12 protein-coding genes are annotated in these 12,010 nt (G+C 57.9%); 4 read left to right on the top strand and 8 right to left on the bottom strand.

Features of this window, described 5'->3' with window-relative positions; all coding sequences use genetic code 11:
- Positions 1-47: 47 nt before the first annotated feature.
- The 4 genes from pabA to ppiA form a co-directional block, all read right to left on the bottom strand.
- On the bottom strand, positions 48-611 hold the full coding sequence (gene pabA, locus AB1E37_RS01865) for an aminodeoxychorismate synthase component 2 (RefSeq protein WP_002920229.1): 564 nt from the start codon (positions 609-611) through the stop codon (positions 48-50).
- Positions 612-643: 32 nt separating this feature from the next.
- Positions 644-1,246, bottom strand: a complete 603-nt coding sequence (locus AB1E37_RS01860; RefSeq protein WP_004181446.1) for a putative adenosine monophosphate-protein transferase Fic — start codon at positions 1,244-1,246, stop codon at positions 644-646.
- Complete coding sequence (locus AB1E37_RS01855) at positions 1,236-1,403, bottom strand: YhfG family protein (RefSeq protein ID WP_002920231.1); 168 nt, start codon at positions 1,401-1,403, stop codon at positions 1,236-1,238. Before AB1E37_RS01855 ends, AB1E37_RS01860 begins: the two co-directional genes overlap by 11 nt.
- A gap of 106 nt (positions 1,404-1,509) precedes the next feature.
- Positions 1,510-2,079, bottom strand: a complete 570-nt coding sequence (gene ppiA / locus AB1E37_RS01850; RefSeq protein WP_032447912.1) for a peptidylprolyl isomerase A — start codon at positions 2,077-2,079, stop codon at positions 1,510-1,512.
- 276 nt (positions 2,080-2,355) lie between these two features.
- Between ppiA and tsgA the strand changes: the two genes are divergently transcribed.
- Positions 2,356-3,543, top strand: a complete 1,188-nt coding sequence (gene tsgA, locus AB1E37_RS01845; protein WP_002920240.1) for an MFS transporter TsgA — start codon at positions 2,356-2,358, stop codon at positions 3,541-3,543.
- On the opposite strand, the gene AB1E37_RS01840 is transcribed toward tsgA, so the two are convergent.
- The gene (locus AB1E37_RS01840; protein WP_032447913.1) at positions 3,540-4,862 is read right to left on the bottom strand and encodes a cytosine deaminase; all 1,323 of its coding nucleotides are present in this window, start codon (positions 4,860-4,862) and stop codon (positions 3,540-3,542) included. The genes tsgA and AB1E37_RS01840 overlap by 4 nt on opposite strands.
- Positions 4,863-5,100: 238 nt before the next feature.
- Here AB1E37_RS01840 and nirB point away from each other — a divergent pair, with 238 nt between their 5' ends.
- The 3 genes from nirB to cysG all read left to right on the top strand — a co-directional run bounded on the left by nirB (position 5,101) and on the right by cysG (position 9,494).
- Complete coding sequence (gene nirB / locus AB1E37_RS01835; protein WP_002920243.1) at positions 5,101-7,644, top strand: nitrite reductase large subunit NirB; 2,544 nt, start codon at positions 5,101-5,103, stop codon at positions 7,642-7,644.
- Positions 7,641-7,967 (top strand): nitrite reductase small subunit NirD, encoded by a 327-nt coding sequence (gene nirD, locus AB1E37_RS01830; RefSeq protein ID WP_002920249.1) that lies wholly within the window; start codon positions 7,641-7,643, stop codon positions 7,965-7,967. Before nirB ends, nirD begins: the two co-directional genes overlap by 4 nt.
- Positions 7,968-8,120: 153 nt before the next feature.
- Complete coding sequence (cysG, locus tag AB1E37_RS01825; protein ID WP_002920252.1) at positions 8,121-9,494, top strand: siroheme synthase CysG; 1,374 nt, start codon at positions 8,121-8,123, stop codon at positions 9,492-9,494.
- A gap of 72 nt (positions 9,495-9,566) precedes the next feature.
- Here the strand turns inward: cysG and trpS are convergent, their stop codons facing one another.
- From trpS to rpe, 3 genes are read right to left on the bottom strand one after another with little or no spacing between them, the layout of a single operon-like run.
- The gene (gene trpS / locus AB1E37_RS01820; RefSeq protein ID WP_002920253.1) at positions 9,567-10,571 is read right to left on the bottom strand and encodes a tryptophan--tRNA ligase; all 1,005 of its coding nucleotides are present in this window, start codon (positions 10,569-10,571) and stop codon (positions 9,567-9,569) included.
- Positions 10,564-11,325, bottom strand: coding sequence for a phosphoglycolate phosphatase (gene gph / locus AB1E37_RS01815; protein ID WP_004188345.1), 762 nt, complete (start codon positions 11,323-11,325; stop codon positions 10,564-10,566). The genes trpS and gph overlap by 8 nt, the downstream gene beginning before the upstream one ends.
- Positions 11,318-11,995 (bottom strand): ribulose-phosphate 3-epimerase, encoded by a 678-nt coding sequence (rpe, locus tag AB1E37_RS01810; RefSeq protein WP_002920259.1) that lies wholly within the window; start codon positions 11,993-11,995, stop codon positions 11,318-11,320. Before rpe ends, gph begins: the two co-directional genes overlap by 8 nt.
- Positions 11,996-12,010 lie beyond the last annotated feature (15 nt).

Raw genomic sequence — 12,010 nt, 5'->3', positions numbered from 1 at the left:
TCTAATCACAAAATATGCATAAAAAATCAGTCAATAGCAACTGAAAATCACCGTTTCAAAAAGTTGGCCAGCAATTGATGGCCCTGCTCGCTGAGGATGCTTTCCGGATGAAACTGCACGCCCTCGAGATCCCATTCGCGGTGACGGATCCCCATAATCTCACCGCTGGCGCTGCGGGCAGTGACGTTAAACTCGGACGGGAGCGTCGGCGGGTCAATCACCAGCGAGTGATAGCGGGTCACCGTCAGGGGATTATTCAGCCCCTGAAACACCCCTTCGCCGTTATGCTCGATAAGCGAGGTTTTGCCATGCATGACCTGGGCCGCCCGCACGATAGTCGCGCCAAACGCCTGGGCGATCGCCTGATGCCCGAGACAGACGCCCAGCAGCGGCGTTTTTCCGGCATAGTGGCGGATAACCGCGAGGGAAATCCCCGCCTCATCCGGCGTGCAGGGGCCTGGCGAGATCACGATTTTCTCCGGCGCCAGCGCCGCTATCTCCTCCAGCGTCAACGCATCGTTGCGCCTGACCAGTACTTCCGCCCCCAGTTCGCAGAAGTACTGATACAGATTCCAGGTGAAAGAGTCATAGTTATCGATAAGCAGGATCATAGCGGCTCCGGAACAATCAAAACCGGGCTATTCTACTCAGATTCCCGCGCTTCGCTTACCACTTTGCGAAAGATCGCCACCAGCGGGGCCAGATCGCCCATCGCGCTCTGCTGGCAGGCCGCACTCCAGCCGGCGGGGTCAACGTCACGCCAGTTAAGAAGGTAGCCGGCATGTATCGCCAGCTGTTCAAAGAAAATGCGCTGGGTCAGGCCATTGCCAAGACGAAAAGGGTGCAGCACATTAATTTCACCATAGAACCAGCTCAGGCGTTCGATGAAGGTATCGCGCGGCAGGCCATTGAGATAATCCTCCTGCTCAAGGGCCTGCATCAGGGCATTCCCCTCCTCCTCGATCCGGGCAAAGTGGCAGAACGGCGTATCGCCCAGGTAGAGGTTCACTTCACGCAAGCGGCCCGCCCAGTCAAACAGATCCTGATACAACTGATGATGAATAGCGCACAGATAGGGTAAGCCGCGCACCCGCGGGCCCAGCGGCAGAGTGGCCGCCCGCAGCGCTGTCATCTCAAAGGCGGCCTGCTGCAGATTTTTAGCCTGGCGGATGCCGAGACGGTTGCGCAGCACGTTCAGCGCCGGATAGAGATAAGGATCGCGTTCATCGCCGAATTTATCGCTCATACTCCCTCCGCAACGTCGCCAGACGCGCCAGCGCCTCTTCGGCAGTCAGCGTAACCAGCGGCACCGTCACGCCTTCAAGGCGACGGCTGGCCTGAAAATTGGTATTGCGTGTCTGTTCCCAGAGTCGGGATTTTTGCTTATCGGTGAGTGGACGCATCGTCGCCCCCCTTATCGTCCCCTGTGTGCCACAAGTATAAGCAGCAATTTCAGGTTATGCCGGGAGGCGACCGGGCGCGGCGATAGACCACCGCGCCGCGGGAGGATTAGGGCAGCACTTTCGCTGAGAGGATAACGACTGGTTTGGTCGGCACATTCTGGTACGGACCAACGTTATGGGTCTGGACCTGGGAGATCTTATCCGCAACATCCATCCCCTTCACCACTTTGCCGAATACCGCATAGCCAAAGTCGCGCTGGCCATGGTCGAGGAAGGCGTTATCCGCCACGTTGATGAAGAACTGACTGGTGGCGCTATCCTGATCGGCGGTGCGCGCCATCGCGATGGTGCCGCGGATGTTGCGCAGGCCGTTGTCTGCTTCATTCTTGATCGGCGGGTTAGGCTGCTTCTGCTGCATCTGTTCGTTAAAGCCGCCGCCTTGCACCATGAATCCCGGGATCACGCGGTGAAAGGTGGTGTTGTTGTAGAAGCCGCTGTTGACGTACTTCAGGAAGTTATCCATGGAAATCGGGGCTTTCTGGCTGTTTAACTCAAGCTCAATGTTACCTGCCGAAGTGGTCAGCAGCACATGCGGATCGCCCTTTGCCGCCATGGCCGGGGAGAACGCTGAAATAGCGAAAACGGCAGCCATCGCCGCCAGTGTTGATTTGAGCATGGAAATTCCTTAACGGAGCAGAATAAAAGCGAGTGCCTTGATTCTAAAGAGCCTTTGCATCCTGGGCCAGCCTTTTACCAAATTTTACTTAGCTGTAATAATTGTAACCGCGCAAACGATCTCCTTTGCAGCGAACAAGCGTGATGCAGATCACATTAAAACATGCAAAAGATAACCCATTTCACAATAAACATTTAATTACATCACCTGAACGAATAAAATCTGTCCGCCCGGCGCAGCGTCAACGCGCTTTACCTTTCTATTCACAGGCCAGTCATGACTAACAGCAACCGTATTAAGCTCACATGGATCAGCTTCTTCTCCTACGCCCTGACCGGCGCGTTGGTGATCGTCACCGGGATGGTGATGGGTAACATTGCGGATTATTTCCATCTGCCCGTTTCCAGTATGAGCAACACCTTTACCTTTCTGAACGCCGGTATTCTTATCTCCATCTTCCTCAATGCCTGGCTGATGGAAATCGTGCCGCTGAAAACTCAGCTGCGCTTTGGCTTTATTTTGATGGTGCTGGCGGTGGCCGGCCTGATGCTCAGCCACAGCCTGGCGCTGTTCTCCGCGTCAATGTTCGTTCTTGGCCTGGTGAGCGGGATCACCATGTCGATCGGGACCTTCCTGATCACCCATATGTATGAAGGCCGTCAGCGCGGGGCGCGTCTGCTGTTTACCGACTCCTTCTTTAGCATGGCGGGCATGATTTTCCCGATGGTCGCCGCCGTCCTGCTGGCGCGCAGCATCGAGTGGTACTGGGTCTACGCCTGTATTGGTCTGGTGTATGTCGCTATTTTCGTCCTGACTTTCGGCTGTGATTTCCCGGTGCTGGGCAAAAAAGCCCAGAGCGAAAACAGCCAGCCGGTGGTGAAAGAGAAGTGGGGCATCGGCGTGCTGTTCCTCTCCGTTGCGGCGCTGTGCTACATCCTCGGTCAGCTGGGCTTTATCTCCTGGGTACCGGAATATGCGAAGAGCCTGGGCATGAGCCTCGGCGACGCCGGTAAACTGGTGAGCGATTTCTGGATGTCCTACATGATCGGCATGTGGTCATTCAGCTTCATCCTGCGCTTCTTCGACCTGCAGCGTATCTTAACCGTCCTCGCCGGGCTCGCGACGGTGCTGATGTACCTGTTTATCAATGGTTCGCCGGAGCATATGCCGTGGTTTATTCTGACCCTGGGCTTCTTCTCCAGCGCCATTTACACCTCGATCATTACGCTCGGTTCGCAGCAGACGCGGGTCGCTTCGCCGAAGCTGGTGAACTTTATCCTCACCTGCGGCACCATCGGCACTATGCTCACTTTCGTGGTCACCGGCCCGATTGTGGCGGCCAGCGGCCCCCTGGCCGCGCTGCACACCGCTAACGGCCTCTATGCCGTGGTATTCGTAATGTGCTTTATCCTCGGCTTCGTCTCCCGTCATCGCCAGAACAACGCTCAGGCGGCGTCTCACTAAGCCTTCGGCCCCTTTGCATCCGCAAGGGGGCTGTTCCTCATAAAAGAAAGCTCCTCGCCACCGCGGTCAGTTTGGATCCAGCTTTGCGCCGGCTGGGTGGTCGCGATCACCCTTCCCTGGCGAATTGACCAGCGCACCGGCACCTGGCAGCGGACGGCCTCAAAGCCATTCTCCACCGGGAGAATGATCAGGTTAGCCGGGTTGCCGCTGACAATGCCGTAATCCTCGAGGCCAAACGTGCGGGCGCTGTTGTCGGTGATAAGCTGCAGGCCGTCGTTGATCTGCTGGTAGCCCATCAGCTGGCAAACATGGAGCCCCATATGCAGGACCTGCAGCATATTGCCGGTCCCCAGCGGGTACCACGGGTCAAAGACGTCATCATGACCAAAGCAAACGTTGATCCCCGCCGCCAACAGCTCCTTCACCCGGGTAATGCCCCGTCGCTTCGGGTAGTCGTCAAACCGGCCCTGCAGATGAATATTCACCAGCGGATTGGCGACAAAGTTGATGCCGGAGAGCTTAAGCAAGCGGAACAGACGCGAGGTATAAGCGCCATTATAGGAGTGCATAGCGGTGGTATGGCTGGCCGTTACCCGCGGCCCTATCCCCGCTTTCAGCGCCAGCGCGGCAACGGTTTCAACAAAGCGCGACTGCTCATCGTCAATTTCATCGCAGTGAATATCCAGTGGGCGGTCATATTGCTGCGCCAGACGGAAGGCGATATGCAGCGATTCCACACCATATTCACGGGTGAACTCAAAATGCGGGATCGCCCCGACGACGTCCGCCCCCAGCTTGAGGGCCTCCTCCAGCAGCGCCTCGCCGTTGGGGTAAGAGAGGATCCCCTCCTGTGGAAAAGCGACAATCTGTAACTCGACCCATGGCGCCACCTCCTGTTTGACCTCCAGCATCGCCTTCAGCGCCGTTAACGTGGGATCGGAAACATCGACATGAGTGCGGACAAACTGCACGCCATTGGCGATCTGCCACTTCAGGGTTTTCCACGCCCGGGCTTTGACGTCCTCATGGCTGAGCAGCGCTTTCCGCTCCGCCCAACGCTCAATCCCCTCGAACAGAGTACCGGACTGATTCCAGTTCGGCTCGCCGGCCGTCTGGGTGGTATCCAGATGGATATGCGGCTCGATAAAAGGCGGGATCGCTAGCCCGCCGCGAGCGTTCAATACCTCGTAGCTTTCATCGTGCGCCTCCCCCATCGGCGTGATCGCGCCAAAGCGGCCCTTATCAATGGCTATTTGCCACAGGCCGTCGCGGTCTGCCAGGCGTACGTTCTGAATCAACCAAAGCGGCGCTGCTGTCATATCACCCTCTCTATTCAATACGGCTTGTTTTCTGTCTAACCCCAATCGCGGCTTACCCAATTCTTGTACACAAAATCAGCAAAAAGGAAAAGTCAGCGTTTTCCATGACTTATAAAAATACTGACAAATCAAACGCATACCCATTAAGTGGTAGGTGAAGTTGTCATTGATTTGCATCAATAAGCCTGATGGCTGAATCGTTAAGGTAGGCGGTAATAGAAAAGAAATCGAGGCAAAAATGAGCAAAGTCAGAATCGCTATTATCGGTAACGGCATGGTTGGCCATCGCTTTATCGAAGAGCTTCTCGATAAGGCGCCTGCCGGACAGTTCGACATTACCGTGTTCTGTGAAGAACCGCGTATCGCCTACGACCGCGTCCACCTGTCGTCTTATTTCTCCCATCACACTGCGGAAGAACTGTCGCTGGTACGCGAAGGTTTCTATGAGAAACACGGCGTCAAGGTGCTGGTCGGCGAACGGGCGATCACCATCAACCGCCAGGAGAAAGTGATCCACTCCAGCGCCGGGCGTACCGTGTTCTACGACAAGCTGATTATGGCGACCGGCTCATACCCGTGGATCCCGCCGATTAAAGGCGCGGAAACCCAGGATTGCTTCGTCTATCGCACTATTGAAGATCTTAACGCCATCGAATCCTGCGCCCGCCGCAGCAAACGCGGCGCGGTAGTCGGCGGCGGCCTGCTCGGCCTGGAAGCGGCCGGCGCGTTGAAAAACCTCGGTGTGGAAACCCATGTTATCGAATTCGCGCCGATGCTGATGGCCGAACAGCTCGACCAGATGGGCGGCGAGCAGTTGCGGCGCAAAATCGAAAGCATGGGCGTGAAAGTTCACACCAGCAAAAACACCAAAGAGATTGTTCAGCAGGGCACCGAGGCGCGCAAAACCATGCACTTCGCCGACGGTAGCGAGCTGCAGGTCGATTTCATCGTCTTCTCAACCGGGATCCGCCCGCGCGATAAGCTGGCCACCCAGTGCGGGCTGGCGGTCGCCCAGCGCGGCGGCATCATGGTCAACGATAGCTGCCAGACCTCCGATCCGGATATCTATGCTATCGGGGAATGCGCCAGCTGGAACAACCGCGTCTACGGTCTGGTCGCCCCCGGCTATAAAATGGCCCAGGTGGCCGTCGACCATCTCCTCGGCAGTGAAAATAGCTTCACCGGCGCCGACCTCAGCGCCAAGCTGAAGCTGTTGGGTGTGGACGTGGGCGGGATCGGCGATGCCCACGGCCGCACGCCGGGCGCCCGTAGCTACGTCTATCTCGACGAAAGCAAAGAAGTTTATAAGCGCCTGATCGTCAGCGCCGACAACAAAACGCTGCTCGGCGCGGTACTGGTCGGCGACACCAGCGACTACGGCAATCTGCTGCAGCTGGTGCTCAACGCCATCGAGCTGCCGGAAAACCCGGATTCGCTGATCCTCCCGGCCCACGCCGGCAGCGGCAAGCCGTCCATCGGCGTCGATAAACTGCCGGACAGCGCGCAGATCTGCTCCTGCTTCGACGTCAGCAAAGGCGACCTGATCGCCGCTATCAACAAAGGCTGCCACACCGTGGCGGCGCTGAAAGCGGAAACCAAAGCCGGGACCGGCTGCGGGGGCTGCATTCCGCTGGTCACTCAGGTGCTCAACGCCGAGCTGGCGAAACAGGGCATCGAGGTCAACAACAATCTGTGCGAACACTTCGCTTACTCCCGTCAGGAGCTGTTCCACCTGATCCGCGTGGAAGGCATCAAAACCTTCGACGAGCTGCTGGAAAAACACGGTCAGGGCTACGGCTGTGAAGTCTGTAAGCCGACCGTCGGTTCCCTGCTGGCCTCCTGCTGGAATGAGTACATCCTCAAGCCGCAGCACACGCCGCTGCAGGACAGCAACGACAACTTCCTCGCCAACATTCAGAAAGATGGTACCTATTCGGTGATCCCGCGCTCAGCTGGCGGCGAAATCACGCCGGAAGGGCTGGTCGCCGTGGGTCGTATCGCGCGTGAATTCAATCTGTACACCAAAATCACCGGCTCTCAGCGCATCGGCCTGTTTGGCGCGCAGAAAGACGACCTGCCGGAGATCTGGCGGCAGCTGATTGAAGCGGGATTCGAAACCGGCCACGCCTACGCCAAAGCGCTGCGAATGGCGAAAACCTGCGTCGGCAGCACCTGGTGCCGCTACGGCGTTGGCGACAGCGTCGGCTTCGGCGTGGAACTGGAAAACCGCTACAAAGGCATCCGCACCCCGCACAAAATGAAGTTCGGCGTCTCCGGCTGCACCCGCGAATGTGCCGAGGCTCAGGGCAAAGACGTCGGGATCATCGCCACCGAGAAAGGCTGGAACCTGTACGTGTGCGGTAACGGCGGGATGAAGCCGCGTCACGCCGATCTACTGGCCGCGGACCTCGATCGCGATACGCTCATCAAATATCTCGACCGCTTTATGATGTTCTACATCCGCACCGCCGATAAGCTGACCCGCACTGCCCCGTGGCTGGACAATATGGAAGGCGGTATCGACTATCTGCGCAGCGTCATCATCGATGACAAGCTCGGTCTGAACGACCATCTGGAAGAAGAACTGGCTCGCCTGCGCGCCGCCTTCGCCTGCGAGTGGACCGAGACCGTCAACAACCCGGCGGCGCAGACCCGCTTCAAACACTTTATCAACAGCGACCAGCGCGACCCGAACGTTCAGGTGGTGCCGGAACGTGACCAGCACCGCCCGGCCACGCCGTATGAGCGTATCCCGGTTACTCTGGTGGAGGAAAAAGCATGAGCCAGTGGGTAAATATCTGCAGCATCGACGACATCCTGCCGGCCACCGGCGTCTGCGCCCTGCTCGGTCAGCAGCAGGTGGCGATCTTCCGTCCCTACCATGACGACAGAGTATTCGCCATCAGCAACATTGATCCGTTCTTCAACGCCAGCGTACTGTCTCGCGGGATTATCGCCGAGCATGACGGCGCGCTATGGGTCGCCAGCCCGCTGAAAAAACAGCGCTTCCGCCTGAGCGACGGCCTGTGCATGGAAGATGCCAGCCACTCTATCGCCCGCTTCGACGCCCGCGTGAAAGACGGACACGTTCAGCTTAAAGCGTAAGTCCTTCTCCCTCCCCCCGGCCACGGGGGGAGATATAAGTAACAGTTCTGACCGACAGCGCATGAGTGCGGGATATGTCGCATGTTTTGTATTACCTTTGCTGCTATTCTACGACCACTCATTTTCTACCCCTTATTTTTATGAGGTTATTCTGTGGATCACTTACCCATATTCTGCCAGTTGCGCCAGCGCGATTGTTTACTGGTTGGCGGCGGGGATGTCGCCGAACGCAAAGCCCGTCTGCTGCTGGATGCTGGCGCTAACGTCACGGTCAATGCGCTCGACTTCACGCCCCAGTTTCAGGTGTGGGCTGATTCACAGATGCTAACTCTGGTGCAGGGGGAGTTTATCCCCTCGCTGCTGGATAACTGCTGGCTGGCCATCGCCGCTACTGATGATGAGACGGTCAACCAGCAGGTTAGCGAGGCGGCCGAAGCGCGGCGTATCTTCTGTAACGTGGTGGATGCCCCGCGCCAGGCCAGCTTTATCATGCCGTCGATCATCGATCGCTCGCCGCTGATGGTCGCCGTCTCCTCGGGCGGGACATCACCGGTTCTGGCGCGCCTGCTGCGCGAGAAACTGGAGTCAATTCTGCCCCTGCATCTCGGCCAGCTGGCCCGCTATGCCGGCCATCTGCGCGCGCGGGTTAAGCAGCAGTTTGCCACCGTAGGCGAGCGTCGCCGCTTCTGGGAGAAGCTGTTTGTTAACGACCGTCTGGCGCAGTCGCTGGCTAATGACGATCGGCAGGCAGTCGCGGATACCACTGAGCAGTTGCTGACGGAGCCGTTGGAGCATCGCGGCGAGGTGGTGCTGGTTGGCGCCGGCCCCGGTGACGCCGGGCTGCTCACGCTCAAAGGCCTGCAGCAGATCCAGCAGGCTGACGTGGTGGTCTATGATCGGCTGGTCTCCGATGACATCATGAATCTGGTGCGCCGCGATGCCGATCGGGTGTTCGTCGGCAAGCGCTCAGGCTACCACTGCGTCCCGCAGGAGGAGATCAACCAGATCCTGCTGCGCGAAGCGCAAAAAGGAAGACGCGTGGTCCGGCTGAAAGGCGGCGATCCCTTTATCTTTGGCCGCGGAGGGGAAGAGCTGGAGACGCTTTGCGAGGCGGGCATCCCCTTCTCCGTTGTGCCTGGCATTACCGCCGCCTCCGGCTGCTCCGCTTATTCGGGGATCCCCCTGACCCACCGCGATTTCGCGCAGGGCGTCCGCCTGGTCACTGGCCACCTGAAAACCGGCGGCGAGCTGGACTGGGCGAACCTGGCGGTGGAGAAGCAAACCCTGGTGTTCTACATGGGTCTGAACCAGGCGCCGGCGATCCGCGAGAAGCTTATCGCTCACGGCATGGCTGAAGATATGCCCGCCGCCATCGTCGAGAACGGCACCGCTGTGACGCAAAAAGTGGTCAGCGGCACCTTAGGACAACTGGATATTCTGGCGCAGCAGATGGCCAGCCCGGCGCTGATCATCGTCGGCCGCGTGGTCGGTCTGCGGGATAAACTGAACTGGTTTTCGAACCATTAACCTTGCCTCCCATAAAGTGACAGGCATAAAAAAGGGCGGGATAGCATCCCGCCCTTTTAGCTGTTGCGTCGCTTACGGCTTGGCGACAAAGCCAATCGCTTCGTATACCGCTTTCAGGGTTTGAGAAGCCCGCGCGCTGGCCTTTTCCGCACCGTCTTTCATCACCTGATTGAGAAACGCTTCGTCGTTACGGAAACGGTGATAGCGCTCCTGCAGGTCAATCAGCATGCCCGATACCGCTTCGGCGACTTCGCCTTTCAGGTGGCCATACATTTTGCCTTCAAAATGCTGTTCCAGCTCAGGAATAGTTTTCCCGGTAACCGCGGAGAGGATATCCAGCAGGTTGGAGACGCCCGCTTTCTCTTTCAGATCGTAACGCACTACCGGCGGCTCGTCGGAGTCGGTGACCGCACGTTTAATCTTCTTGACCACCGATTTCGGATCTTCCAGCAGGCCGATGACGTTGTTGCGGTTGTCGTCGGACTTGGACATCTTTTTCGTCGGCTCCAGCAGCGACATCACGCGCGCGCCGGATTTAGGGATAAACGGCTCAGGCACTTTAAAAATATCGCCGTAGATGGCGTTAAAACGCTGGGCGATATCGCGGCTTAGCTCAAGGTGCTGTTTCTGATCTTCGCCCACCGGAACCTGGTTGGTCTGGTACAGCAGAATGTCAGCGGCCATCAGTACCGGATAATCAAACAGACCGGCGTTGATGTTCTCCGCGTAGCGCGCTGACTTGTCTTTAAACTGAGTCATGCGGCTCAGTTCGCCGAAATAGGTGTAGCAGTTCAGCGCCCAGCCTAGCTGGGCATGTTCCGGCACGTGCGACTGCACGAAGATAGTGCTTTTCTGCGGGTCGATGCCGCAGGCCAGATACAGCGCCAGGGTGTCCAGCGTCGCCTTGCGCAGCTGCTGCGGATCCTGGCGCACGGTGATGGCGTGCTGGTCCACGATGCAATAGATGCAGTGGTAATCGTCCTGCATGTTTACCCACTGACGCAGCGCACCCATATAGTTGCCAATGGTCAGTTCACCTGAGGGCTGTGCGCCACTAAAAACGATGGGCTTAGTCATGTTTCAATTCCTGAGTTTCACTGTGCGGTAACCCGAGAGCGGGTAAGAGTTCGTTAAACTGGTCGAAGAGATAGTCCGGCTCGCTCAGCGCAAGCGGTTCACCATAGTTATAACCGTAGGTCAGACCAACAGAGCAGCAGCCTGCCGCTTTGGCCGCCTGAATATCATTGCGCGAATCGCCGACAAACAGCAGCTCGGCTGGAGCCAGAGAGAGCTTTTCCGCCACCAGCAGCAGCGGTTCCGGATGCGGCTTTTTATTCTGCACGTCATCGCCGCCAATCACCACGGTAAAATATTTCGCAATATCGAGCGCGTCCAACAGCGGGGCGACAAACGGCGTCGGCTTATTGGTAACCAGCGCCAGCGGCAGGCCTTTGGCATGCAGCGCGCCGAGCGTATCGGCCACCGCCGGGAACAGGAAACTGCCCTCTTCCGCCGCTTCGGCGTAATAGCGGTCAAACAGTTTACGCAAAATGCGCAGCTGCTCGTCTTGCGGAATATCATGATCGTCGACGGAAGGCTTACCCATCGCCGCACGTAACGTTGCTCGCTCCTGACGAGCCCAGGTCAGCGCCCGCTCCATCAGGACATCGGCGCCGTTACCGATCCAGGTGATAACGCGTTCTTCTCCCGCCACCGGCAGCTCCAGGGCGTACAGGGCGTTATCAACCGCCGAGGTTAAACCCGGCGCGCTGTCCACCAGCGTGCCGTCGAGATCAAATGCGATGCCGCGGATCGCCTGTAATTTATCCATGACTCACCTTCGCTAATTCACTACGCATTTGATCAATGACTTGCTTGTAGTCCGGCTGACCGAAGATCGCCGAACCGGCAACAAACATATCCGCACCCGCCGCGGCGATTTCGCCGATATTGCTGGCTTTCACGCCGCCATCCACTTCCAGGCGGATGTCGTAGCCGGACGCATCGATGCGCTGGCGCACTTCACGCAGTTTATCCAGCGTCTGGGGAATAAAGGACTGGCCGCCAAAGCCCGGGTTAACCGACATCAGCAGGATCACGTCCAGCTTATCCATCACGTAATCGAGGTAGCTCAGCGGCGTCGCCGGGTTAAACACCAGGCCCGCTTTACAGCCGTGCTCTTTGATAAGCTGCAGGCTGCGATCGACGTGTTCGGAGGCTTCCGGATGGAAGGTGATAATGCTGGCGCCAGCTTCGGCAAAATCAGGAATGATGCGGTCGACCGGCTTCACCATCAGGTGAACGTCGATTGGCGCGGTAATACCGTAATTTCGCAGTGACTTCAGCACCATCGGGCCAATCGTCAGGTTTGGCACGTAGTGGTTGTCCATAACGTCGAAGTGCACGACATCCGCACCCGCCGCCAGCGCCTTCGCGGTATCCTCACCCAGACGGGCAAAATCAGCCGACAGAATCGAAGGGGCAATCAAATACTGCTTCATCCGCATCTCCTTGAA

Origin of the sequence: Klebsiella sp. Shm-1, from assembly GCF_040804525.1 — a bacterium.
GTDB lineage: Bacteria > Pseudomonadota > Gammaproteobacteria > Enterobacterales > Enterobacteriaceae > Klebsiella > Klebsiella pneumoniae.
This window is presented reverse-complemented; position numbering and strand designations above follow the sequence as displayed.